At 65.0% G+C, this 24,369-nt stretch carries 23 protein-coding genes and 1 pseudogene; 13 read left to right on the forward strand and 11 right to left on the reverse strand.

Annotated features, from left to right (window positions below; genetic code table 11):
* Positions 1–342: 342 nt before the first annotated feature.
* Complete coding sequence (locus AC1DKQ_RS09365) at positions 343–618, forward strand: hypothetical protein (protein ID WP_476883519.1); 276 nt, start codon at positions 343–345, stop codon at positions 616–618.
* Between the two features lie 71 nt (positions 619–689).
* Here AC1DKQ_RS09365 and AC1DKQ_RS09370 read toward each other — a convergent pair whose 3' ends face one another.
* The 3 genes from AC1DKQ_RS09370 to AC1DKQ_RS09380 all read right to left on the reverse strand — a co-directional run bounded on the left by AC1DKQ_RS09370 (position 690) and on the right by AC1DKQ_RS09380 (position 3,720).
* The gene (locus AC1DKQ_RS09370) at positions 690–1,487 is read right to left on the reverse strand and encodes a hypothetical protein (protein ID WP_476918825.1); all 798 of its coding nucleotides are present in this window, start codon (positions 1,485–1,487) and stop codon (positions 690–692) included.
* Between the two features lie 386 nt (positions 1,488–1,873).
* Entirely contained in the window at positions 1,874–3,214 is a 1,341-nt protein-coding gene (locus tag AC1DKQ_RS09375; RefSeq protein ID WP_476918826.1) for a PRC and DUF2382 domain-containing protein, read from the reverse strand.
* A 239-nt stretch (positions 3,215–3,453) separates the two neighbouring features.
* Positions 3,454–3,720 carry a GlsB/YeaQ/YmgE family stress response membrane protein gene (locus AC1DKQ_RS09380; RefSeq protein ID WP_476918827.1) on the reverse strand — a complete coding sequence of 89 codons (267 nt, stop codon included), beginning with the start codon at positions 3,718–3,720 and terminating at the stop codon, positions 3,454–3,456.
* 339 nt (positions 3,721–4,059) lie between these two features.
* Here AC1DKQ_RS09380 and AC1DKQ_RS09385 point away from each other — a divergent pair, with 339 nt between their 5' ends.
* The 4 genes from AC1DKQ_RS09385 to AC1DKQ_RS09400 all read left to right on the forward strand — a co-directional run bounded on the left by AC1DKQ_RS09385 (position 4,060) and on the right by AC1DKQ_RS09400 (position 7,144).
* Entirely contained in the window at positions 4,060–4,428 is a 369-nt protein-coding gene (locus AC1DKQ_RS09385) for a DUF3311 domain-containing protein (protein ID WP_476918828.1), read from the forward strand.
* Positions 4,425–6,119, forward strand: coding sequence for a monocarboxylate uptake permease MctP (gene mctP, locus AC1DKQ_RS09390; protein WP_476883523.1), 1,695 nt, complete (start codon positions 4,425–4,427; stop codon positions 6,117–6,119). The genes AC1DKQ_RS09385 and mctP overlap by 4 nt, the downstream gene beginning before the upstream one ends.
* 53 nt (positions 6,120–6,172) lie before the next feature.
* On the forward strand, positions 6,173–6,694 hold the full coding sequence (locus AC1DKQ_RS09395) for a hypothetical protein (RefSeq protein ID WP_476918829.1): 522 nt from the start codon (positions 6,173–6,175) through the stop codon (positions 6,692–6,694).
* Positions 6,695–6,910: 216 nt separating this feature from the next.
* Positions 6,911–7,144: a DUF6480 family protein gene (locus AC1DKQ_RS09400; RefSeq protein ID WP_476883525.1), complete on the forward strand. Its 234-nt coding sequence runs from the start codon at positions 6,911–6,913 to the stop codon at positions 7,142–7,144.
* 65 nt (positions 7,145–7,209) lie between these two features.
* Here the strand turns inward: AC1DKQ_RS09400 and AC1DKQ_RS09405 are convergent, their stop codons facing one another.
* Entirely contained in the window at positions 7,210–8,091 is an 882-nt protein-coding gene (locus tag AC1DKQ_RS09405) for a LysR family transcriptional regulator (protein ID WP_476918830.1), read from the reverse strand.
* 75 nt (positions 8,092–8,166) lie between these two features.
* Here AC1DKQ_RS09405 and AC1DKQ_RS09410 point away from each other — a divergent pair, with 75 nt between their 5' ends.
* Positions 8,167–9,120, forward strand: a complete 954-nt coding sequence (locus AC1DKQ_RS09410) for an EamA family transporter (protein ID WP_476918831.1) — start codon at positions 8,167–8,169, stop codon at positions 9,118–9,120.
* Here the strand turns inward: AC1DKQ_RS09410 and AC1DKQ_RS09415 are convergent.
* On the reverse strand, positions 9,099–9,437 hold the full coding sequence (locus AC1DKQ_RS09415; protein WP_476883528.1) for a hypothetical protein: 339 nt from the start codon (positions 9,435–9,437) through the stop codon (positions 9,099–9,101). The two genes, AC1DKQ_RS09410 and AC1DKQ_RS09415, sit on opposite strands and share 22 nt — an antisense overlap.
* Positions 9,438–9,562: 125 nt before the next feature.
* Between AC1DKQ_RS09415 and AC1DKQ_RS09420 the strand changes: the two genes are divergently transcribed.
* The 3 genes from AC1DKQ_RS09420 to AC1DKQ_RS09430 all read left to right on the forward strand — a co-directional run bounded on the left by AC1DKQ_RS09420 (position 9,563) and on the right by AC1DKQ_RS09430 (position 13,599).
* Positions 9,563–10,381 (forward strand): pyruvate, water dikinase regulatory protein, encoded by an 819-nt coding sequence (locus AC1DKQ_RS09420; protein WP_476918832.1) that lies wholly within the window; start codon positions 9,563–9,565, stop codon positions 10,379–10,381.
* A gap of 149 nt (positions 10,382–10,530) precedes the next feature.
* A complete protein-coding gene (ppsA, locus tag AC1DKQ_RS09425) occupies positions 10,531–12,936 on the forward strand; it encodes a phosphoenolpyruvate synthase (RefSeq protein ID WP_476918833.1) in 2,406 nt (801 codons plus the stop codon).
* 243 nt (positions 12,937–13,179) lie between these two features.
* Entirely contained in the window at positions 13,180–13,599 is a 420-nt protein-coding gene (locus AC1DKQ_RS09430) for a hypothetical protein (RefSeq protein ID WP_476918834.1), read from the forward strand.
* 24 nt (positions 13,600–13,623) lie between these two features.
* Here the strand turns inward: AC1DKQ_RS09430 and AC1DKQ_RS09435 are convergent, their stop codons facing one another.
* Positions 13,624–14,358: an HAD family hydrolase gene (locus AC1DKQ_RS09435; RefSeq protein ID WP_476918835.1), complete on the reverse strand. Its 735-nt coding sequence runs from the start codon at positions 14,356–14,358 to the stop codon at positions 13,624–13,626.
* 400 nt (positions 14,359–14,758) lie between these two features.
* On the opposite strand from AC1DKQ_RS09435, the gene AC1DKQ_RS09440 reads away from it, so the two are divergent.
* From AC1DKQ_RS09440 to AC1DKQ_RS09455, 4 genes and pseudogenes are all read left to right on the forward strand, one after another.
* A complete protein-coding gene (locus AC1DKQ_RS09440; RefSeq protein ID WP_476918836.1) occupies positions 14,759–15,883 on the forward strand; it encodes an S-(hydroxymethyl)mycothiol dehydrogenase in 1,125 nt (374 codons plus the stop codon).
* Complete coding sequence (locus AC1DKQ_RS09445; protein ID WP_476883534.1) at positions 15,880–16,500, forward strand: MBL fold metallo-hydrolase; 621 nt, start codon at positions 15,880–15,882, stop codon at positions 16,498–16,500. The genes AC1DKQ_RS09440 and AC1DKQ_RS09445 overlap by 4 nt, the downstream gene beginning before the upstream one ends.
* Positions 16,497–16,679 (forward strand): annotated as a pseudogene (locus tag AC1DKQ_RS09450) (hypothetical protein); the annotation flags it as partial. The gene AC1DKQ_RS09445 and the pseudogene AC1DKQ_RS09450, both read left to right, overlap by 4 nt.
* 60 nt (positions 16,680–16,739) lie before the next feature.
* The gene (locus tag AC1DKQ_RS09455; protein ID WP_476918837.1) at positions 16,740–16,895 is read left to right on the forward strand and encodes a hypothetical protein; all 156 of its coding nucleotides are present in this window, start codon (positions 16,740–16,742) and stop codon (positions 16,893–16,895) included.
* Between the two features lie 100 nt (positions 16,896–16,995).
* On the opposite strand, the gene AC1DKQ_RS09460 is transcribed toward AC1DKQ_RS09455, so the two are convergent.
* The 5 genes from AC1DKQ_RS09460 to betA form a co-directional block, all read right to left on the reverse strand.
* The gene (locus AC1DKQ_RS09460; protein WP_476918838.1) at positions 16,996–17,973 is read right to left on the reverse strand and encodes an ABC transporter substrate-binding protein; all 978 of its coding nucleotides are present in this window, start codon (positions 17,971–17,973) and stop codon (positions 16,996–16,998) included.
* 64 nt (positions 17,974–18,037) lie between these two features.
* On the reverse strand, positions 18,038–20,071 hold the full coding sequence (locus tag AC1DKQ_RS09465; protein ID WP_476918839.1) for an ABC transporter permease: 2,034 nt from the start codon (positions 20,069–20,071) through the stop codon (positions 18,038–18,040).
* Positions 20,071–21,105: a quaternary amine ABC transporter ATP-binding protein gene (locus AC1DKQ_RS09470; RefSeq protein WP_476918840.1), complete on the reverse strand. Its 1,035-nt coding sequence runs from the start codon at positions 21,103–21,105 to the stop codon at positions 20,071–20,073. The genes AC1DKQ_RS09465 and AC1DKQ_RS09470 overlap by 1 nt, the downstream gene beginning before the upstream one ends.
* Positions 21,102–22,655 carry an aldehyde dehydrogenase family protein gene (locus tag AC1DKQ_RS09475; RefSeq protein ID WP_476918841.1) on the reverse strand — a complete coding sequence of 518 codons (1,554 nt, stop codon included), beginning with the start codon at positions 22,653–22,655 and terminating at the stop codon, positions 21,102–21,104. The genes AC1DKQ_RS09470 and AC1DKQ_RS09475 overlap by 4 nt, the downstream gene beginning before the upstream one ends.
* Entirely contained in the window at positions 22,652–24,349 is a 1,698-nt protein-coding gene (gene betA, locus AC1DKQ_RS09480; RefSeq protein WP_476918842.1) for a choline dehydrogenase, read from the reverse strand. Before betA ends, AC1DKQ_RS09475 begins: the two co-directional genes overlap by 4 nt.
* Positions 24,350–24,369 lie beyond the last annotated feature (20 nt).

Genomic DNA, 24,369 nt, shown 5'->3' on the forward strand with positions numbered 1-24,369 from the left:
TTCCGATCCGACCGGGCAGCACTCCTGTCGGAACTTCCGCTTCCTCCTAAGTTGGGCAACTGAACGGGGCTGGCCCTCGATTTGATTTCAAGAGTGTAGGCCCCGGGCGCACGCGGTGGAAGAGGCCTGCGGTCGGACAGAACGGGGCAGGGACTGCGACTGAGTCCGGTCGCGACGCTCACGTCAGGGCGAACGCCGACTAAACCGGGAAAAGCTGCCCGTCGGAGGAAATCCCGCGTTGTGATTCCGGACTCTGCGGCTGCTTTGAGGGAATAACGGTGGCTGCAGAGGTCTTGACCAGACTGGGGCGTCGATGACCGACTGCCTCGTGAAAGGACTTCCTTGCCCACTCCCTTTATTCCGTTCACCATGCGCGCTACCGTCCGCGAAGACCACAAGCGTTCCTTCCGCACGGACATAGAACGTCTTACCGGCGGCCATCGTGGCTGGGCGCCGCTGGACGTCGTCAAGTCCACTAACACTCAGGCGGTGCTGCGCGGAGCGATCGCGCAAAGCATTCACACAGCCACCGACGCGAGCCTTGCCCGCTACCTCCAGGACCGCCTTGTCGCCGATAACGACATCCATCTGGATCTCACTGTCTGCATCGGTCACTAAGAGACGCACTGGCAAGCCCCGGACCATGCTGGTCCGGGGCTTTTCCATGTGATCGAAAGGCCGCCGCCTGTTCATTTCTCCTTCGTGCCGGTATCGAAGGGCTTGCCTGCGGCCGGCGGCTCACCCGCCGCGAGGCGGTCCGACTCCCGGGCCCCAACAACGGACTGGGCTCCGCCGGAGCCGGCTTCGGCAGGTGAAGGTCCGGGCGGTACGTCGCCGGCTGACTTTGCGGAGCCGGTCACGGTCCGCTGCCCCTCGGTCATGGCGGCGTCGTTGAACACCTGCTCCACGGGCGCCTCGCCCGTCTTGGCCCGTTCCGGATGCGAGTGATCCCCCTGCGCCTCGGTGCCCCGCTCCGCGACGTCGACCGTCTCTCCCACGTCTGTGCCGCTGCGGGTGTCATCGGCCTGGGTGTCGGCACCGGACGAGGAGTCCCGGTCCTGCAATGCAGCCTTTTGGCCGACGTGCGGATTCTCGGCCATCGGCTCATCGTTGCGCGTACCTGTGCCGGCCTTGCGCAGGGGATCCACAGTACCGTCCGCACCGTAGTCACCTGCGGTGTACTGACCAATTTCCGAGGCCGCCGTACGTCCCGGAGCCGCACCAGCGTCGCCGTAGTCGGCCGCCACGTAGCGTCCGGATTCTTTGGCCCGGTCTCCCAAGGGTTCGGGAAGTCCGCCCTCGCTGCCGGCCGCTCCGTAGTCACCTTGGACGTATTGGCCTTCCTCGTCCTCCGCGCGGCGACCTCTCTGCACGCCGGCCTTGCCATAGGTGCCCTCGACGTACCGGCCCCGGAGCTCCCGTTCTTCTGGTTTCTTTTCCGTGGGCGCCTGGTCCGCGGGCAATTCAGAGTCGCTGCGGTCTGTCATGATCCTGTCCTCCCGAGACGAATTCATGCGTCTAGTCCGGCGCAATTTAAGTCTAGCCAGAGCCTCTGCCCCACGATAGGGCGGTGTCGCGTCGTCGACCGAGCAGGTCCGGGAAATAGTGCTGAGTGCTGGAAAGGCATGTTCGGGGTGCGTCGCTGCAAGCCTCAACGTTGCGGATGCGCCCGCAGGGCTGTTCGGCTTTTGCCTGGCCGCCGCAGTGGAGTGTTCGGTTGGGTGGGTGGGTGGCGGCGACGAAACCCTGGCCGGGAGGCCCCCCACACCAGGGCAGGCGAAGCAACGCCACGGAAACTATCGCGTTCCGGTGTTCAGACGCCGGGGCAAGGGCGACGGGCTCCTAGCCCCGGCATTTGAGGGTTCGGCGGGTTTTAGCCGCGGCCCTCTTCGGGTCCGTCGGTGTCGATGTGTTCCTTGCGGACTTCCTCGTTGATGGTGACTTCCTCGGTGACCGTTTCGGTACCGATGTGGACCCGTTCGACCGGGACGGTTTCCTTGGTGACTATGATTCGTTCCTCGTGGAGGATCACGTCGTGCTCGTCGTCTTTGTCCGGACGGTTCGACGCCTCGTCACGGTTTTCCTCCGTGATTGGTTCTCGCTCGATTCGGACTTCTTCGCGCTGTACCGGAACCGTCTTGGTGACCTGTTCCGTAGTGACGTATTTGCGCAGGCGTCCCCGGGCCGTGGCCGCGGCTGCGCCGGTGTCTCCTTGTGCGGTGTCTCGTTGTGCGGTGTCTGCTCGTCCGGTGTCTCCCTGTTCGGTGGAAGCGGTGGTGTCGTATCCGGGGCTGCCGGCAGCCGCAGCGTTGGGTGCTTGGGTGCGGTCCGGTGCGGCACTGGCTTCACGTTCGGCGTCTCGTTGTGCGGTGGTGTCGTATGCGCCGGTGGCAGCGGCGGTGGCGGCGACGGTGGGTGCTTGGGTGCGGTCTGGTGCGGTGGGGTCATTTCCGGGGGTGCCGGGGGAGCCGGTTGCCGCGGTGCGGTCTGGTGCGGTGGTGTCGTCTCCGGCGGCGGCGGGCGCGCCGGTGCGGTCTGATGCGGTCGTCTCGCGTTGTTCGGTGGGTGCGGTGGTGCCGTATCCGGGGGTGCCGGCTGCGGTGGGTGCTGCGCTGCGCTCTGGGGCAGTGTCTCGTTGTTCGGTGGCGGTTGCGGTGTCATATCCGGCAGCGGCGGTGGGTGCTTGGGTGCGGTCTGGTGCGGCGGAATCCCGTTGTGGGGTGGGGGTTGTGGCGTCGTCGGTGGTGTCTCGTTGTGCGGTGGGGATTGTGGCGTCGTCGGTGGTGTCTCGTTGTGCGGTGGGTCGGGTGACGCCTGGTGCGGCGGGTGCGCCCGTACGCCCGGGACCGGGCCCGGAATCTGCGGTATCTGTAGCGGCTTCGGTGTAGGTGTGTCCGGTGTCGAGCTGATAGTGCTTGTAGAGCCGGTCTTCCTCGGCAGGCTCCAGGGGCCGATCGGCGTCGATCCTTGGCGCGTCCTTGACGTGGTCCTTACTGTAGGGGACGACGATGTCATTTCCCTCTGTTCGGGCTCCTTCCAGGGGCACGAAGGACTCGGACATTCCGAATAGACCCGTCCTGACGGTTACCCAGCTCGGCTGTCCGTCTTGGTTGTCCACGAAGACCTGGCCGATGGTGCCGATCTTTTCTCCGTCCTCTGAGAGAACATTTGCGCCTTGGTTGAGCAGACGATCAATTTGTTCGGTGGTGAACATCACGTTTCCTTGGATCTCATAGATTGGAATAGTGCGTCTGATCGGGAACTCTCGATGGAGTGCCTGACCGATACTGGGCAGAGTCCTTCGATGCTGACCAGTGCTTTGAAGGCGCCGCGGCGCTGAGTATTGCCTGGAGAGGCCGCCCGGGAGCGCTGGATCGGGCTCTTTGCTGGGTTCTTAGGCAACCCTCCAGCGATTCCCCGAACGCCCCGCGGGCAGCCGTTGTACGGTGGCCCCTATGCCCTGTTTCTGCGGCCGGCAACGGCGCCATAGATCAGGAGCACGATAACGGCCCCCAGGATGGAGAGGAGCCAGGTCCGCAAGTCGAAGAAGTCAGCGAGGCCTCCGCCGAAGATCAACGAACCTATCCAGCCCCCGAGGATGGCGCCCACGACGCCAATAACGAGTGTGATCACCCATCCGCCTCCCTGCCGGCCGGGAAGAATCGCCTTGGCGATAGCTCCTGCGATAAGGCCGAGAATGAGGAATGCAAGAATTCCCATGACTGTCCGTCCTTTCGGTGCCGGTCGTGGAATGCGGCCGTTGTCAAGATCTAATCAGCATGCTTAGTAGCGCGCAATACCTCGTGGACTGTGGCCCGTCAGTGCTCAATATCCGCCTCTAGTGGCCTCACAGATCAGGCTGGATCGTTGGGACTCCGCCGGGCCACCCTTCTATGCCAGGCAGCTCGAGCCGACGGCCTGAAGTCGGGCCTAGGGAGACGGTCTGGGCAACTAACCTGAATTCGGGACACTGGCGCTGCTGATGGCCCTGCTCCACGCCGTCGGACGCGGGTGCATTTGCCCTGTTGGAGAATAAATCCAGTGTCTATCCTGTGTGTAATGACCGCTGCGACACGCGGTTTACAGGCCGCCGGCGCGTCCCGGGAAGCCCTCCCGCTCCGGCGCCGTCTCGATGAGGAGGCGTCGATGTCCAGTCCTGATGTGCCGACCCGCGGGCCGGCCAGACCCGGTCCATATATCATCACAGGAATCCTGCTGACCATCGCCGTTGTGGTTCCGTTGTATGTGCCCGCCTACTCCATGGATGAGCCGCGCTTGGCCGGTATGCCGTTCTTCTACTGGTATCAGATGATGTGGATCCCGTTCACCTCGGCCCTCGTCGGGGTCTCCTACTGGCTGGTCGGCAAGGAGGACCGCCGCCGCCGCGATTCCGTGCGCGTCGTAACCAACCCCGGGGAGGGGAAATGAGCGGGGCCACCATGCCGCTGGCAGCGCCGGACCGGCCCATTAGCGGCGTGGCACTCGCCATTGTGATCATTCTCTTCGTCCTGGTGGCGGCCTTGGGATTCATTGCTGCGCGGTGGCGCCGGAATGATGGGACTGGGCTGCACAGCCTTGACGAGTGGGGCCTCGGCGGCCGCGGTTTTGGGACCTGGGTAACCTGGTTCCTTCTGGGCGGCGACCTCTACACGGCCTATACTTTCGTGGCCGTTCCGGCTGCGATGTGGGCCACTGGAGCCGTGAGCGGCTTCTTCGCGGTGCCGTACACGATCGTTTTGTACCCCATCGTGTTCCTCCTGATGAGCCGGTTGTGGTCCGTCTCGCATAGGCATGGGTTCGTCACACCGGCTGACTTCATTGGCGGCCGCTATGGCAGCACGGCGCTCACCCTTGCCGTCGCCGTCACCGGCATCGTCGCAACCATGCCCTACATCGCGCTGCAGCTGGTCGGCATCAAGGCCGTGCTCACCGTGCTGGGCTTGGGTAGTTCAGAGAATGTATTGCTGACGGACCTGCCGCTGATCGTCGCTTTCGTGGTCTTGGCCGCTTACACCTATACGTCGGGCCTGCGGGCTCCGGCCCTGATCGCCGTCGTGAAAGACCTGCTGATCTACCTGGCTGTGATCGTTGCGGTCATCTACCTACCGATCAAGTTCGGCGGCTGGGGCCCCATCTTCGACTCCGCGGAGGCGAAAATGGGTGCGCCCAACCCGGCCACCGGCAAACCCAATGGAATATTCATTCCTGGCGCCGCCAGCTACTCCGCCTACTGGACACTGGCTCTGGGCTCGGCCTTGGCGCTGTTTATGTACCCGCACTCAATCACCGGTGTCCTGGCGACCAAGAGCAGGAATACGATCCGCAAGAATGCTGCCGTGCTGCCCCTGTACTCACTGATGCTGGGGTTCCTGGCGCTCCTGGGCTATGTGGCCATCTACGCCGGTACCAATCCCGTGGACTTGAACGGCGCCATCAACCCCCAACTGGTGGTGCCGCAGCTGTTCTTGGATAGCTTCCCCGAATGGTTTGCCGGTATCGCCCTGGCCGCCATTGCCATCGGTGCCCTCGTGCCGGCAGCGATCATGTCAATAGCCGCGGCGAACCTGTTTACCCGCAACATCTACCGCGATCTGATCAGGCCGGACGCCACACCTCGGCAGGAAGCAAAAGTCTCCAAGATCGCCTCGCTCGTCGTGAAATTCGGTGCACTGATATTCGTCATTGCCATGGACCAGTCGGCAGCAATCAACATGCAACTCCTTGGCGGTATCTGGATCCTGCAGACCTTCCCGGCGATCGTGGCCGGGCTCTACACCCGCTGGTTCCACCGGTGGGCGCTCTTCGGCGGCTGGGCAGCCGGAATCATCTACGGCACTATTGCCGCCTACAACGTGGTCAATCCCGTCACGAAAGCCAACTTTGGTGGCTCCATTGCGGCCATCCCCGGTACCGACATACAGGTCTACATCGCCGTCGTTGCGTTTGCGATAAACCTGATCGTTGCCGCCGGACTCACTCTGCTCTTCCACGCTATGAAGCTCCCCGGCGGGAAGGACATCACTCGCAGCTCGGACTACGGCGCAGACGAGAACGATCCGAAGGTCGCCCAGATCGAGCGCGAGCGCCCGCTCGCTGAACCCGGCGCCCCCTCGTTCTAGGTCATGTGGGACGCTTACCGTCAAGGAGCCCGAGGGACGAAAGGTATATGACCATGAACGCCAAACAGCATGGCAAGGACACAACCGGGGAAAGCTCCTTGGCTGCGTACTTGCACAGCCACCTGATAGCCGCGGCGGCGGGGGAGCGTCTCTTCGAACAGGCGGCCAAGACGTGGAAGGACTCGCCACGCGGCAGTACGATCGCGCGGCTCGCGATGGAAGTCAGTGCCGATAGGGCAACCCTTGAGGGCATCACCGAGGGGCTCGGCCTAGGCATCCCGGCCTACAAAAAGCCCTTCGCCTGGACAGGGGCGCACCTCGCGTCCCTTGGCCCGCTCAATCCGCTCCACGCCAGGACCGGCGCGGCCGAACAGTTGGAGCTCGAAGCGCTGATCAGTGCCGTCACGGGTAAGTCGCTGCTCTGGAAGACCATGGGTCTCCTGTCCCGCACGGACCCGCGTATTGGACAGGGGCCGGTGGCGAATCTGCTGGACCGGGCAGCGGCACAGCTCCGCGAGCTCGAGGGTCTCCTCTTGGAGACCGCGGCGGAGCGGTTCACCGACGCCGGTCAGTAAGTCCCGGACGTTCGTCGACGATCCTTCGGCCTGAGGACACAGCGCTGCCAAGTCAGCAACGTGGAGGGGCGCCCCTACCCGGTTCCATCGCACTAAGTCCGTTCGGGTCATCTTTCCGGCATGCGGCTTCGTATCCGAGTCCCGGCGTTGACGGTTCCCGAATTATCAGCATGCTTACAATTAGTCCAGAGTCTCCACTCGAGGGAAGGAACAACGATGAGCACCTATCATCCCGAAAATGACCCGGCCAACCCGGATCCTCCTGGGGAGGCGGGGAACGCGGAGCATCCGGACACACGCGGTGACGGGCCGGCCGATCCCGCCGCCTCGGCCAACCCGGATCCGCTCAGCGGCAAGATCACCGGCCTGGAGCCCGGCGGGGGAGTGCCTCCGGGAGAAACGCCCCCGGCCGAAGACTCGATGAGCGGGGACCAGGGCCACGAGGAATAGAGGATGGCCGTACTTCCCGCGGGCCACGACACCAGCCCGGCGGTGCTTCTGCGGTCCGGCCTGTCCTAGTCCGCCGCGAGGTCGGGCGGCACTTCGTTCACCATGAAGTTCATGAACGCCGGCACGGCCGTGTGCGACACAGGCTCCAGCCATGCCAGTGACACGGTGACCGGCGGCGCGTCAACGAGTGGCCGATAAATGACCTCAGGGTGCTGGTAGGTTTCCGCAGTTGAGCTGCCGCTGATGCCAATGCCGCGGCCGGAGGCGATCGCGACCAGCCAGTCGTCAGTGTTGTCCGTGGCCACCGTGTGCTTCGGGCGTATCATCACCGGCCACAGGTCCAGCCGTGTGAGCCCGGTGAGCGTATTGACGACTACAACGTCGTGGGACAGGTCCGCCAGACGGACCTCGTCGTGGGCGGCCAGTTCGTGGGCGGCGGGTAGAACAGCGAAGCGGGGCTCCTCGGCCAGTTCGCATTGCCGCATGCCGGCCGGGCCGCCGGCCACAGGTGGATCCCCGCGTATCAGAGCGACGTCGGCACGCCCGGCGGCTAGACCGCCGAAACGGTCGTCCACGCGTCGCAACTCCACCGGCGTCCCCGGGTGCAGTTCGTGCCAGCGGCGTAGCAGGGGTCCCGTTCGGCGGCCGAGTGCGGACCACGGATATCCCAGCAGTAGCGGCCGGACAGGTATCCCAGCGGGGTCCAGTGCCGCGTCGAGGGCGGTGATCGCGGCGGCGGCGCGCGGACGCAGCGCCTCACCGGCAGGAGTGATGGACACGTGTTGGGTCGAACGGTCAAAGAGTTTGGCGCCCAGGTGTGCCTCGAGCTGTCTCAGCGTCCGGGACAGCGCCGGTTGGCTGACCCGCAACACGGCAGCAGCGGAACTGAACCCGCCTTCTTCGGCGATTGCCAGGAATGCCCTCAAATGTCGCGCCTCAACGCTCATGCGTCTAGGTTATAACAGCAACCCAATTGGTATTTCCCGCCGCCTGCTGACTTTCCTAACGTTGGAACCATGCGAATGACCACATCCCAGGCCTTCTCCGGCACGGCCGCACCCGGTTACGCCCCGGCAACCGTGCTCGTGATGGCCGCTGTGCTGTGCCAGCAGCTCGGAGCAGCAGTAGCCGTGCTCGTCTTTCCCGCAGCCGGGCCATTGGGCATCGTGACGCTGCGCCTGGCGTTCTCCGCCATCATCCTTTTGGCCGTTGCCCGGCCTAGGTTGCACGGTCACAGCCCACGGGCATGGCGGGCAGCCATCGGGCTCGGAGTGACCATGGCAGCGATGAACTCACTGTTCTACGAGGCCATTGCGCGGCTTCCCCTGGGGACGGCGGTCACCATCGAGGTATTGGGCCCGCTGGCCCTATCCGTCGTGGTCAGCCGACGCGCCAAAGCCCTGCTCTGGGCGGCTCTGGCCTTCATCGGGGTAGCCCTGCTGGGACAGGAGGGGCTGGCCGATCTCGACGTCGCCGGTGTCTGCTTCGCTCTCGGTGCGGCGGCGTGCTGGGCCTTGTTTATCCTTTGCAACGCCAGGACCGGAGCAACGTTCCCACGGCTGGGCGGCCTGGCCCTCGGAATGGCCATCGGGGCGGTCGTCTCGCTGCCTGGCTCGATACTGACGGCCGGCACTGCCCTGTTGGAGCCGACGGTCCTTGGCCTTGGCGTCGGCGTCGCACTGCTCTCGACGGCAGTCCCGTACTCCTTGGAGCTCATGGCCCTGCGCCGCCTCCCGGCCGCCACGTTCTCGGTGCTGACCTGCATGGCGCCGGCCGTGGCGGCACTGGCCGGCTTTGCGGTTCTCGGGCAGCGGTTCGGATACATGGACGCGCTGGCGGTTGCCCTCGTAGTGGCTGCCAGCATAGGCGCCATCCGAACAGCATCGCCTGCCAACGCCCCCAGGCGCCACATCACATCCGAGCGACGCGAGATTGGACCCGCAGGCAAGGTTCGCTATACGGCGTCGGGCCGCTGATCTCCCTTGTGGCTCCGCAGATTCTCCTGCACCTTGCCGAACAGATCCTTGATGGTCGATTCCGTATTGGTGAGCATGTCCGGCTGGACGTAGACCTGTTGGGCGGGAGGCAGGCTGAAGTGGGAAGGGAGCCCACCTGTGCCGTCCACCCCCGCAAGGGCGATGGTCACCCCGCCCTCCTTGCGCGCAATGGCGCCGATCCGGCCGAAGACCACGGTGAATTCGTCCGGCTGGAAGCTCACGGTCAGTCCGACATGTGTCCGGTTAAGGTCGCTTGCTGCGACGGCCTTCTCGTTTCCGGTGCCTGCATAGCTCATGTCAATCTCCCCGACAGTTGGTGGCGTTGTACGCGAGCAGTCTACGTCTGTGTCCGGAGGCCCGGAAAGGGACCCGCCGGCTGCCCGATTCCGGGCGGGGACCGCTCCTGGTGGAGAATGCGTTCATGACCAATGACGATCTTCGGCCTGTCTACTTCCTTTCGGACAGCACCGGCATCACCGCGGAAACGCTCGGCAACACCTTGTTGACGCAGTTCCCCGCCAATAACTTTGACCGCATCACGGTCCCCTTCATCACCACCGTCGAACAGGCCAAGACCGTGGTCCAAACCATCGACAAACTGGCCGCCACCGGCCTGCCGCCGATCGTCTTTTCCACAGCCGTCAGCAGTGACATCCGCCAGGTCCTGGCGACATGCCGGGGGATCATTGTGGATCTCATCGGAACGCATCTGGGACAGCTGGAGCAGGCCCTGGGCTCAGCGGCCAGCGGCGAGCCCGGCCGGGCCCACGGCCTGGGAAATGCGGAGCGCTATCAGTCCCGGATGGCAGCCGTCGAGTACGCCATGGAACACGACGACGGCCAGAGCCTGCGCGCGCTGGAAAAGGCCCAGGTCATCCTGGTGGCACCGTCCCGCTGCGGTAAAACACCCACCACCATGTATTTGGCGCTGCAGCACGGAATCTTCGCCGCGAACTTCCCCCTGGTGGACGAGGACTTCCAGCGGGAGGGGCTCCCCAAACCGCTGAGGCCGTTCGTTGAGAAATGTTTCGGCCTCTCCTCCAACCCCCTGCGCCTCAGCCAAATCCGCACCGAACGGCGCCGCGGCTCACCCTACGCATCTTTGCGGCAGTGCGGCTTTGAGCTGCGCAGCGCCGAGCAGTTGTATATCTCCCACCGGATTCCGTACCTGAATTCAGCCACCGTGTCCGTGGAGGAAATGGCGGCGACCATCTTGCAGCGCATGAACCTCAAGCATTAGGGAAAAGTTTCACAAACCCGGTGTGGCGCACATCATGTGGAAAGAGCGCTCGAGACCTGTCACTGTGGACAGGATTCGCGCCCGCCAACGGCTATCGTCGCAAGCGGGCGGCCCATCTGCATGCCATCATCTGCAAAGGAGCAGTAACCATGACAACAGACATCCTGTGGTTCTCAGAACTCGGACTCAAGGACCTGGACCGGGTGGGCGGAAAGAACGCCTCCCTCGGTGAAATGGTGCAGAATCTGACTTCTGCCGGCGTCCAGGTCCCGGACGGCTTCGCCACCACCGCGGATGCCTACCGCACCTTCTTGGCAGATTCCGGCCTGGACCAGAAGATCGCCGACCGGCTGGCCGGCCTGGACACCGACGATGTGACGGCCCTTGCCTCGGCCGGGCAGGAGATCCGGTCCTTGATGCGCGGGACGCCCTTCCTGCCGGACTTTGAGGCGCAGATCCGGGACTCCTACCGGAAGCTGGTGGACAAGCACGGCGGCTCCGAGGACCTCTCCTGGGCCGTCCGGTCCAGCGCCACCGCGGAAGACCTTCCCGACGCCTCCTTTGCCGGGCAACAGGAAACCTTCCTGAACGTCCGCGGCATCGAGAACATCCTGCTCGCCATCAAGGACGTGTTCGCGTCCCTCTACAACGACCGGGCCATCGCCTACCGCGTGCACCACAAATTCGAACACGCCGAGGTGGCACTCTCGGCCGGCATCCAGCGGATGGTGCGCTCCGACGTCGGGGCCTCCGGCGTCATGTTCACCATGGACACGGAGTCCGGGTTCCAGGACGCCGTGTTCGTCACGTCCTCCTATGGCCTCGGCGAGGCCGTCGTCCAGGGCGCCGTCAACCCGGACGAGTTCTACGTCTACAAGCCTGCGCTGCAGGCCGGCAGGCCCGCCATCCTCAAGCGCGGACTGGGCGAGAAGGCCCTCCAGATGGCCTACACGAGCAGCCGCGAGATCGGCCGCACCATCGACTTCGTACCCGTGGAGGCGTCGTTGCGGAACCGCTTCAGCCTCACGGACGACGACGTCGAGCAGCTCGCCCGGCACGCCGTCGCCATCGAGAACCACTACGGCCGCCCGATGGACATCGAGTGGGGCAAGGACGGGATCGACGGCGGCCTGTACATCCTGCAGGCACGCCCGGAGACCGTGCAGTCCCGCCGGGCCTCCGGCAGCCTGAGCCGCTTCCGCCTTAACGGAACCGGCCGGGTGCTGGTCGAGGGCCGCGCCATCGGCCAGCGCATCGGCGCCGGCAAAGTCCGCATCCTCTCGTCGATTGACCAGATGGCCGCATTCAAGACCGGCGATGTCCTCGTCGCGGACATGACCGACCCGGACTGGGAACCGATCATGAAGCGCGCCTCCGCCATCGTGACCAACCGCGGCGGACGCACCTGCCACGCGGCCATCATCGCCCGGGAACTGGGGATTCCCGCCGTCGTCGGCACCGGCGCGGCCACCGACGTGCTCTCCGACGGACTCGAGGTGACCGTCTCCTGCGCCGACGGCGAGACCGGCACCATCTACGAAGGGCTCCTGGACTTCAGCGTCGAGGAAACCGAGATCACCCAGCTGCCCGAGGCCCCGGTCAAGGTCATGATGAACGTCGGCACCCCGGAGCAGGCCTTTACGTTCGCGCAGCTGCCCAACCACGGCGTGGGCCTGGCCCGGCTGGAATTCATCATCAACCGCCAGATCGGCATTCACCCCAAGGCACTGCTGAACCTGGACGAGCAGCCGGCGGACGTCATCGCGGAAATCCGGGAGCGGATCGCCGCGTACGACAGCCCGCGCGACTACTACATCAAGCGTCTGGCCGAAGGCGTGTCCACCATCGCGGCGGCCTTCGCACCGGAACCGGTGATTGTGCGGATGTCGGACTTCAAGTCCAACGAGTACGCCAACCTGATCGGCGGCCCCGCCTACGAGCCGCACGAGGAAAACCCGATGATCGGCTTCCGCGGCGCCTCACGGTACCTGGAGCCCTCCTTCCGGGACTGCTTCGACCTTGAGTGCGAGGCTCTGTCCTTCGTCCGCAACGAGATGGGGCTGACCAACGTCAAGCTCATGATCCCGTTCGTGCGGACCCTGGACGAGGCCCGGGGCGTCATTGAACTGTTGGCGGAGAACGGCCTCACGCGCGGCGAGAACGGCCTCGAAGTGATCATGATGTGTGAGATTCCGTCCAACGCCCTGCTCGCCGACGAGTTCCTGGACTACTTCGACGGTTTCTCCATCGGCTCCAATGACATGACCCAGCTGGCTCTGGGCCTGGACCGGGATTCCGCGATTGTCTCCGGCGGCTTCGATGAACGCGACCCCGCCGTCAAGAAGCTCCTGAGCATGGCCATCAAGGCCTGCAAGGTGCGGGGCAAATATGTCGGCATCTGCGGCCAGGGTCCCAGTGACCACACGGACTTCGCCGAGTGGCTGGTCGAGGAAGGCATCGATTCCGTCTCATTGAACCCCGACACCGTGGTGGACACCTGGCTCCGGCTCGCCGGCGGGACAGTCGAGGCGGGGGTCGGCGCCGAGGTGAACTGACAGCCCGGTGAACTGACAGCGCGGTGAACTGACAGCCCGGTGAACTGACAGCGCCGCGCCCAGGGAAGGACAGACAGGACACCCCGCAGCAGCACGGACTACGAATTCCAGCCCGTGCTGCCGTGGGGTGGGATTACTGCCGGCGCAGCTTGGTGGCTGATGAGGCTTTGCGTTGATCCGCGACGACGCTCGGGAGGTCCTGTGGCCCTACTCCAAGGTGGTGCCAATACCTATCATTGCGCCATGGAACAGCTGCAGGAAACGGGCGCGGGAGAACCGGAGTTGTCGGCCACCACGGTTTTCGCCAGTCTCGCGGAATTGAGGGATGCCCCTGGCTATAGCCCAACGGCAATAGCCGAACGGCTGGTAAATTCGCTGGGCATGGATGCTGCGGCACCCCTGCTGGGCGTCAATGTGGATCTTCTGGGCCGCTGGACATCGGGCCAGGATGCGCCGAACGCGGCTGGCCGGCTCCAGCTTGCGGATCTGGACGCCCTTGTCGGGCACCTTCACTGTGCTTTCACGCCGGCCCAGGCCATGCTCTGGATGTGCAGTCCCAACGTGCGGCTGGGCTCGAGGCCAATCGATGTTTACCGCACTCAGGGATCGGCGCCGGTGATCGGCGCCATCCGGGCCTATGCGCAGGAGGAGGCCTTCGGCTGATTGGACTCTCCGGGCGGAGCTCGACTAGAGCCCAGCGCCCCCAGGTCCAGCGTCTTCGCCGCTCAACTGTCCGGCGCTCAGCTTGCCGATGGCGCTGCTCTCAAGGTTTTCCAAGAGGTGCCGCGGATTGTCGTACACCTCCGCGGCACCGGCCTCCCGCAGTTCGGCTTCGCTGATTCCGCCGCAGGTCAGGGCAATAGCGGGAACTCCGATTGCGGAGGCGGCCAACACGTCCCAGACGGCGTCGCCAACATAGACGACATCCGCCGGGCTGAGCTCAAGCTTCTCCAAACACGCCAGGAGAATGTCGGGGGCTGGCTTGCTCTCCTCGGCGTCGTTGGAGCTGGTCCACGCGTCGATGGCCGTGTCGGCGTCCAGAACCCGCCGGGTGACGTTCAGGTCGCGCTGCTGCGCTGATGATGCCAAGCCCACGGCCAGCCCGGCGTCGGCGCACGCGGCCAGGAGGTCTCGGGCAGAGTCGAAGGGCCGCAGGGAAGGCCAGAACGTGGAGAACACGGCGCCGTGCGCGGATTTGAGGGCTTCCTGCGTGGCCTGGGCGCAGTCGGGCACTAAGTGTTCAATGAGCTTGTCGCCTCCCATGCCGACGCAGCGGTGGATGGCGGAAATCTGGATGTCCAGCCCCTCCCGCCGGAACGCCTGCCACCACGCAATGGCGTGGAAATAGCTGGAGTCGATCAAGGTTCCATCGACATCAAAAAGGACACCGCGCTTCTTTCCGGATCTTGAGTCTGACGCCACCGTTACTCCTTAAGTTGAGGCCGGCCGCAACCGCCGTACCCGGCGAAGGCTCGACCCATGAACGTGCATAGTAAGACTACTTAACATGGAGGTCCGGTGCCGGAGTAGCCCCCCGCGTCGCCGTCAGTTGGAAGATCGACGCGCTGGCCCGCCCGCAGGTGCCGCTTTGGGATTCTATTGACACCCCGATGTGATGACTGCGATATTTCAAGTACGCGCTATGTGCATCGCGTTGTGTAATACGCAATTCAAAGACCAGGTCCGGGACGTACCGTCACCCTCAAAGCCTATGAGTTTCGAGTGTTGGCAGACGATTTCGAACCGCAACGAGTCGGCCCAGATTGGCAACGCGAGTCGTCGCTAAAGAGTCCCCGGGACTCAGGAAAGGAACACAGGAATCATGGTTCACAAAGTAAGAGCGGTCATTGCCAAGGAAAAGAATGCCCCTGTTTCGGTCGAGAACATTCTTGTGCCGGATCCCGGACCCGGTGAGGCGCTCGTGGACATTCTGACCTGCGGCGTCTGCCACACCGACCTCCACTACAAGCAGGGCGGAATCACCGACGATTTCCCCATCCTGTTGGGCCATGAGGCCACCGGCGTGGTCAGCGCCGTCGGCCCGGACGTCACTGAAGTGGCTCCCGGGGACCGCGTGATCCTGAACTGGCGCGCCGTGTGCGGCGAGTGCCGCGCCTGCGCCAAGGGACAGCCGCAGTACTGCTTCAACACCCACAATGCGACGCAGAAGATGACGCTGGAGGATGGCACGGAGCTCTCGCCCGCGCTGGGCATCGGCGCCTTCGCCGAGAAGACGCTCGTCGCCGCCGGGCAGTGCACCAAAGTTGACGACGACGCCGATCCCGCCGCCGTCGGGCTGCTCGGCTGCGGTGTGATGGCAGGCGTCGGCGCCGCCATCAACACCGGTGAGGTCAAGCGGGGCGAATCCGTCGCCGTCATCGGCTGCGGCGGCGTAGGAATCGCCGCGATCGCCGGCGCGAAGCTGGCCGGCGCCACCACCATCATCGCGGTGGACATCGACGCCAACAAGGTGGAAATGGCAAAGTCGCTCGGCGCCACCCACGGTGTGGACTCCAGCAAGGAAGACCCGATCGAGGCCATCCGGGCGCTGACCGGCGGCAACGGCGCCGACGTCGTGATTGAAGCGGTGGGGCGCCCCGAAACCTACAAGCAGGCGTTCTACGCCAGGGACCTCGCCGGCCGCGTGGTGCTGGTGGGCGTGCCGACGCCGGGCATGTTGCTTGAGCTGCCGTTGCTGGATGTCTTTGGCCGCGGCGGGTCGCTGAAGTCCTCCTGGTACGGCGACTGCCTGCCCTCCCGCGACTTCCCGATGCTGGTGGCGCACTACAAACTGGGCAACCTGGACCTGGACGCCTTCGTCACCGAGCGCATCACCATCGACCAGGTGGAGGAGGCCTTTGGCAAGATGCACGAGGGCAAGGTCCTGCGTTCCGTGGTGGAAATCCGCCCGGCCGCTGCCGGCGCGCCCGTGGGGGAGTCCGCATGAGCGTCACCATCGAGAACCTGGTCACCTCGGGGACGTTTTCGCTCGACGGCGGCACCTGGGACGTGGACAACAACGTCTGGATCGTGGGAAACGACGACGAATGCGTGATCATCGACTCCCCTCATGATGCGGAAGCGATCATCGGCCAGGTCCGCGGCCGGAAGGTCGTGGCCATCCTGCTCACACACGCTCACAACGACCACATTGGCGCGGCGCGTGCCGTGGCGGAGGCCGTGAAGGCGCCGATCTATCTGCACCCCGAGGACCTGATGCTCTGGGAACAGGTCTATCCCGGCGTCAACCCGGACCGCTACCTCGCCGACGGTGACGTGTTCCAGGTGGGCGGGGCGACCCTGCGCGCCATCCACACCCCGGGCCACTCGCCGGGATCCACGTGCTTTCACCTCGAGGACGAAGGGACGGTGTTCACCGGCGACACGCTGTTCAACGGCGGCCCGGGCGCCACCGGCAGGTCCTACAGCGACTACCCCACCATCCTGGCCTCCATCCGCGAACGCCTCCTCACCCTCCCCACGGAAACAGCGGTGCGCACCGGCCACGGGAACAGCACCACCATCGGGGAGGAGCGGGAGACGCTGGCCAGGGTCAGCCAGTGAAGGGCGTCCCCAAGCTCGGCCGCCAGCCGGCTCCGGTCGCGGACATCAACGAGGATGAGCTGGAAGTCCACGCACCCAAGACCAAAGCGGCCGGCGTCAAGGCAGTGATGGTGGCGCTGGAGCTTGCCGTGGCGCAGGCCGGGTTGTCCCGGACGACACAGTCGCTGCTGCGGCTGAATTAGCGCGGCGGGTTCGACTGTCCGGTTCGCGGGCACTCCAACGTCCAGGGCGACCGGACCATGGGCATCTGGGAAAAGCCCAAGGAATGGCTGCTCGAAGCCCTGGTCAAGGAATTCGGGATCAGTTCGCCGCGCGGCGACGAGGCGCAGAAACGGGCCCGCCCCTTCGGGAGCGGGGCCGTTTCTGCGTGGGCTCTCCCGGGCGGGTCGGACTGATCACTCAGCGCTGCAGTGCGCGACAAAACCTTGAGCCAAGAAGTCACCCACCCACGGATCTCCCTGGGTGGGTGACTTTTCCTGACCTGTCCGGCCGCGTCTAGTGGAGCCAGGAATCTACAACCTGCGGATTCGCGTCCACCCACTTCTTGGCCGCGGCCTCGGGCGTCATGCCGCCCTGGATGTCAGTGGCAACGGCATTCTGGTCCTCGTTGGTCCATTTGAAGGCCCTGGCCAGTTTGGCTGCAGGAGAGCCGCTGTCGTCGAACTTCTTGGAAATGATCTTGTTCAGCGTGTACGTCGGGTAGTCGCAGGCCACTTTTTCCGCGTTCGCGTCGCAGCCCTTGGTCCACTCCGGAAGTTTGACTTTCTTGAGCGGGACTTGGGAGAGGAACCACTGCGGCTCGTAGAAGTAGCCCAGCAGCGGCGTCTTGTTTTGCTCCGCTGTCCGGAACGACTGGATCAGGGCGGCCTCTGAACCGGAGAACACCACCTTGTAGTCCAGGTTGAGATTCTTCACCAAGGCCTCATCGTTGGTGACGAAGGCGGGATCGCCGTCGAGTACCTGGCCTTTGCCTCCGGATTCGGAGGTGGCGAGCATCGAGGCGTACTTGTTCAGATTCTTCCCGTCCGTGATGTCGGGGTATTTATCCGCCATCCAAGGCGCCACGTACCAGCCGATGTGGCCTACGTTTCCGGTGGGGCCGGCGTCGACCGCCACTTTCTGATCGGTGATGTACTGCTTGGCCAGATCATCGTGGCCCCAGTTTTCGATGACGACGTCCACCTCACCGGAGGCAAAGCCCTGCCAGGAGATCTGCTCGTTCAGGTCCTTCTGCACCACGGTGCAGCCCAGCTTGTTCTTCGCCACGTAGCTGTACACGGCGGCATCGGCCGTATACCCCACCCAGGCGTTCATCGCGACGTTGACACTTCCGCACGGCGCCTCGGCGGTACCGGAGGCCGCAGCCACCTGGTTCACGGAGGCGCCGCCGCAGCCTGCGAGCAGCAGGGCGGCGGCAGCAGCTCCAGCAACTGCCGGGACAGTTCGTTTCAACAGCAGTCCAGCTTTTTTCATGGTTAGGTCTCCTTGTTGGGGGAAATGCGGGGTCCTCCGTGCCGGGCGCAGGGCGGTTATGCGGTTAGGTTGTCGAGATTTTGGGCGAGGGGATTTTCCGCGCCGGGGTGGCCGCGGCAGCCTGGGTCATCCGGTCCAGCAGGATGCCGAGGAAGACGATGGCAACGCCTGCGGCGAGGCCCTTGCCGAACAGCGCGCTTTGGACAAAGCCAGCGACGACGTCGTACCCGAGGCCGCCTGCGCCCACGAGCGCACCGACCACCACCATGGCCAGGACATAGATCAGGCCCTGGTTGGCAGCGAGGGCCAGGGTCTGCCTGGCCATCGGAAGCTGGACCTTGGTGATGACCTGCCAGGGAGTGGAGCCGCTGGCAACGGCGGCTTCGACCACAGTGGGGGAGATCGCGCCTATGCCGTCGGCCGTGATCTTGATGGCTACGGGGGCGGCGTAGATGATGCCGGCGATGATCGCGGTGAAGCGGGTGGCGCCGAAGAGTCCCAGGAACGGAACCAGGTACACAAAGGCCGGCATGGTCTGGCCTGCGTCCAGCATGGGCCGCATGATCTGGTCCACCCGCTCGGACCGGCCCATGGCCACTCCGAAGATGACGCCCAGGACCATGACCACTACTGTGGCCACCAGGGTTCCGGCCAGGGTGACCATGGAGTCGCTCCAGAGGCCGAGGTAGATGATCACGCCCAGGCAGGCCGTGGTCAGGGCCGCGAGCTTCCAGCCGCCGAGGGCGTAGGCGGCGATGGCTATGACGGCGCCGAGGATATAGAAGGGGGTGTCCGTGAGCAGAGACTGGAACGGGTTAAGGATCCCCGTGGTGACGGCTTCCCGGAAGGACACGGTGAACAGCGACAGGTTGGCCTGCATCCATTGGCTGGCCGAGCCGACGGCCTGGACGATCGCCGGGCCGATGTTGAGCTCTTTCGGGAACGCCGCAGCCCACAGCAGGGTCCGGGAGAACTGCACCATGACCAGTGCAAGCACCAGCGTGGCGCCCAGGAGGATGTACCTCGTCCTGCGGGAAACCCTGCGGTTCCGGGCCGCCCCCGGTTCCGCACGGCGGCTGGCGGCGGTGGTCACCCGGTCCAGCACGATCGCGAGCAGGACAATGGAGAGCCCGGCGTTGACTGCCGTGCCGACGTCGAGCGATTGCAGCGCCCGGACTACCACCTGGCCAAGGCCGGGTGCTGCGATGAGTGCCGCGATGGTGACCATGGACAGTGCCGCCATGGTGCTCTGGTTGATTCCCATGACGATGGTGCGGCGGGCCATGGGCAGCTGCAGGGTGACGAGCCGTTGCAGGCCCGTTGTGCCCAGCGAATCCGAGGCCTCGCGGGTGTTCTCCGGGATGCAGCGGATGCCGTGCGCCGTCAGGCGGATAACGGGCGGTGCCGCGTAGATGACGGTGGCGATGACGGCCGACGCCGGGCCGATCAGGAAGACCAGGGCAAGCGGGGCCAGGTACACGAACGTGGGCAGCGTCTGCATGAAGTCCAGCACCGGCGTGATCACCTTGGCAACCCGGCCGGACACACCGGACACGACGCCGAGCGGGATACCGACCAGCAGGGTCAGCAGCACGGCGGTGAGGACGAGGGCGAACGTGTAGGTGGCCTCGAGGAACAGGCCCTGAAGTCCGAAGAACACAAAGGCGGCGACGGTCAGCAGGGCGACCCGGGCGTTGCCGATCGCGAAGGCGATCCAGCCCAGCAGGCCCACGGTTCCGAGCCAGCCGATCTCCGGCAGGCGCAGGCCCGTGGAACTGGCGGCAAAGAGGGTGATGAACAGGTTGGCTACGGCGTCGACGGCGGCACGCAGGGGAGTGAAAACGTAGAGGAAGACAGGATTGTCCGCCCGGTTGGCTGCCACCCAGGCGTTGAACTGGTTCAGGGACCGGTGCAAATCCGTCAGCTCTGAGGCGGGCAAGGTCAGGGTCGATGTTCCGCGCAGGACGAGGAACCCCAGGATCCAGACGACGGTGGCGCCCCCGAGCAGGATGGTGCGCCGGCTGGGCCTGCGGCGGGGTTCACGGGCGGGGGCAGGTGCGGGCTGCGCCGCTGCCCGATCCCGGACGAGTGTAGACATTAGGCCGCTGCTTCCGTGGGCTGCAGCACCGAAAGGATGCTGTCGCGGTCGATCTGCCCCGTGATCCTGCCGCCATCTTCCACCAGGACGGGGCAGGAGGAGTGCATGACCGCCGCAATGGCATCCCGGATTATCATCCGGGAGCTGAGGACCGGCGCACCGGCCGGTGTTCCGGCCGCCACGGGCCGGGTGATCCACTTCAGGGTCAGGACGTCTGCGCGGGGGACTTCGGACACGAAGTCCTCAATGTATTTGTCCGCCGGGGAGCCCACCAGTTCATCTCCGGTGCCGCACTGGACCGTCTCGCCGTTGCGCATGATCAGGATGCGGTCGCCGAGCTTGAGCGCCTCGGAGAGGTCGTGGGTCACGAACACCATGGTTTTGCCCATTTCCTTGTGCAGCCGGATGACTTCGGCTTGCATGTCCCGTCGGATGAGCGGATCCAGTGCGGAGAAGGGCTCATCGAAGAGGATGGTGTCCGGATCGCCGGCCAGGGCCCGCCCGAGGCCGACGCGCTGCTGCATTCCTCCGGACAGCTGGTCCGGGTAGTGCTGTTCGTAGCCTTTGAGGCCAACGAGTTCGATGATTTCACGGGCCCTGGCGTAGCGTTCGTTCTTGGCAGTCCCGCGGATCTGCAGCCCGTAGGAGACGTTGTCCAGCACGGTGCGGTGGGGGAGGAGGCCGAAATGCTGGAACACCATGGACATCTTGCGCCGGCGCAGTTCGCGGAGCTCGGCAACTCCTGCCTGCAGGACGTCCTTGCCGTCCACCAGGACTTGCCCGGAGGTGGGCTCGATCAGCCGGGTCAGGCAGCGGATCAGGGTGGATTTGCCGGATCCGGAAAGTCCCATGACCACGAAGACCTCGCCCTTGGCGACGTCGAAACTCAGGTTGCGGACGGCGGTCACGCAGCCGGTGCGCTCAAGCAGTTCCGCGGAGTTGAGGGCCGAGAGTTCCGGGTTGCCGGGGATCTTGTCACCCCCCGGGCCGAAGACCTTCCAAAGGTTGCGCACTGAGATATCGGGACTGTTCATTGCTGTACTCCTGCCTGTGGAGGCTTGAACCAGTGGCTGGGCTTAGGGTTGATGTTTTGCCAAATATGCTTGGTTTCCCGGTACTCCGCGAGACCTTGGAGCCCCAGTTCGCGGCCGTTTCCGGACTTGCCGAAACCACCCCACTCTGCTTGCGGAACGTACGGGTGGTAATCGTTGATCCACACCGTGCCATGCCGGAGGGCCCCGGCCACGCGCTGCGCGCGCGACCCGTCCTGCGTCCAGACGGCGCCGGCCAGTCCATAAGCGGTGTCGTTGGCCAAAATGATGGCTTCGGCCTCAGTGTTGAAGGTCTCCACGGTCAGAACTGGTCCGAACGACTCATCCTGGACGACGTTCATCGAGGTGCGGCAACCGTCCAGGATGGTGGGAGGGTAGTAGCTGCCGAGTGCCATCGCCCCGGTGTCGGGGATATAGCCGCCGCACAGAAGCTTGGCACCGTCGTTTACGCCGGCCAGGACGTGGGCATGGACCTTGTCCCGGTGCGCGGCGGAGATCAACGGTCCGGTCTCGGCGAACTCGTCGAAGGGGCCGCCAAGCCGGATGGCCTGCGCACGTCGCACCAGTTCCGCCACGAATTCGTCGTGAATCGACTCTTCGATGATGAGCCTGGTTCCGGCCGAGCACACCTGACCCGAATGCAGGAACACGGCGGTGAGGGCGTTGTCCACGGCGGACTCGCGGTCGGCATCGGCGAAGACGATGTTCGGATTCTTCCCGCCCAGTTCCAAGGCGACCCGTTTCACCGTGGTGGCTGCTGCCTTCATGATGCTGATCCCGGTGGCCAGTCCGCCCGTGAACGAGACCAGGTCAACGTCCGGGCTTTCACTCAGGACTGCGCCGACGACGGGACCGGTGCCCGTGACGAGGTTGGCTACCCCGGCCGGCAACCCGGCCTCGAGGAGGGTATCCATCAGCAGGATGGAGGTGGAGGGCGTCAGTTCACTGGGCTTCAGGATGAAGGTATTGCCGGCCAGCAGGGCCGGGGCCACCTTCCAGGACGCCTGCAGGAGGGGGTAGTTCCATGGCGTGATGAGCCCGCACACACCCACAGGGGCGTGGACCACGCGGCTGATCGTTTCCGGTATCCCGGTATCGATCACGCGGCCGGCGTCCGTTCCGGCGATGCCGCCGTAGTACCTGAAGCATGCGGCGATGTCGTCGATGTCGTATTCCGCTTCGACGTAGCGTTTGCCGGTGTCGAGGGCTTCGGTCCGGGCGTAAAGCGCTTTGTCGCGTTCCAGCAGTTCGGCGGTGCGGAGCAGAACCTGTCCACGTTCCTTCTCGCTGGTGCCGGGCCACGCGCCGCCGTCGAACGCCCTGCGGGCGCTGGCAACCGCGGCCTCGGCATCGGCGGCCGTGCATTCGGCAACCTCGGCGACTTTTTTGGCGTCCGCCGGGCACGTGATGATCCGCGTTCTCCCGGCGCTCGATGGGCTCCACCGGCCGTCCACGAACAGGCCCCGCAGGAAGGCCGCTTCCGGGTCCAGCACGGTCGGGCCTTTGATCCCGGCAAACTGAACGCCGCTCATGCGCGGTCCAGGCTCTGTGCGGCTTCGGGAGCCATAGCGGAACCGTGCCGGTAGAAGTCCGCGTACTCCGGTGCCAGCGGAGCCCGTCCCAGGATGAGGTCGGCGGCCTTTTCGGCGAGCATCATCACCGGGGCGTAGATGTTGCCGTTGGTCACGTAGGGCATTGCGGAGGCGTCCGCCACGCGGAGCCCCGAGGTGCCATGAACTTTCATGGTCAGCGGATCCACTACGGCCAGGGGGTCCGTGGCCGGGCCGAGCTTGGCTGTGCAGGAGGGGTGGAGCGCCGTTTCGGCATCCCGGGCCACCCAGTCGAGTATCTCCTCGTCGGTCTGGACGGAGGGTCCGGGGGAGAGTTCGCCGCCGCTGTAGGGCGCGAGGGCCGGTTGGGAGAGGATGTCGCGGGTGACCCGGATTGCTTCCACCCATTCGCGCCGGTCCTGGTCCGTGGACAGGTAGTTGAACTGCATGGACGGGTGCGCGGCGGGGTCCGTGGACGTGATCTTCAGCCTGCCTCTGGCGTCGGAGTACATGGGGCCCACATGGACCTGGTAGCCGTGCTTGGCGTCGGCTTTCTGGCCGTCGTAACGCACAGCGACCGGCAGGAAGTGGAACATCAGGTTGGGGTAGGCGACGTCGTCGTTGGAGCGGACGAATCCGCCTCCTTCAAAGTGGTTGGTGGCCGCGGGACCCTTGCGACCGAGCAGCCACTGGAGTCCGATCAGCGGGTAGCGCCAGAGGCTGAGGCTCGGCTGCATGGACACGGGCAGTTTGCAGGAGTGTTGGACGTACACTTCCAGGTGGTCCTGGAGATTTTCGCCGACTCCCGGCAGGTCCACCACCGGCTTGATGCCCAGCGACAAAAGGTGTGCGGATTCTCCGATGCCGGAGAGCTGCAGCAGCTGGGGCGTGTTGATGGCGCCGCCACAGAGCACCACTTCCTTCGCGTTGACCGTGTGCAGCCGGCCGTTCCGGCGGTATGTGACTCCCGTGGCCGTTGTGCCGTCGAAATTGACCTTGGCTGCAAGCGCCCGGGTGCGGATCGTCAGGTTTTTCCTGCCCTTATTGGGGCGCAGGTAGGCACGTGACGCCGAGAGCCGCTGGCCCTTGTGCACGTTTCGGTCGAACGGGCCGAAGCCCTCCTGGCGGTAGCCGTTGACGTCATCGGTGCGCTTGTGTCCCGCTTCCTCGGCGGCGCGGAAGAAAGCCTGGAACAGGGGATTGCGGGCGGGCCCGCGCTCCAGAACCAGCGGCCCGTCATGGCCGCGCAGGTCGTCGTCCGGAGCTGCGGCCAGCGTGGTTTCCATGCGCTTGAAGTAGGGCAGGCAGTGCGCAAAGTCCCAGGTTTTCATGCCGGCGTCCGCTCCCCACCTTTCGTAGTCCAGGGGATTGCCGCGCTGGAAGATCATGCCGTTGATGGAGCTGGAACCGCCCAGCACCTTGCCGCGGGCGTGGGCGATCCTGCGGCCGTACATGCGGGGTTCGGGGTCGGACTCGTATCGCCAGTCGTAAAACCTGTTGCCGCTAGGGAAGGTCAGCGCCGCCGGCATCTGGATGAAAAGGTCCCACGGATAGTCGCTGCGGCCTGCTTCAAGGACCAGCACCGTGTGTGTTCCGTCGGCGCTTAGCCTGTACGCCAGGACAGATCCGGCACTTCCGCCGCCGACAATCACGTAGTCGTAGCTCTCGTTCGTCATGAGGTAAATCTCCTTGGGCG

It is taken from the genome of Arthrobacter sp. 05L421 (assembly GCF_056397785.1).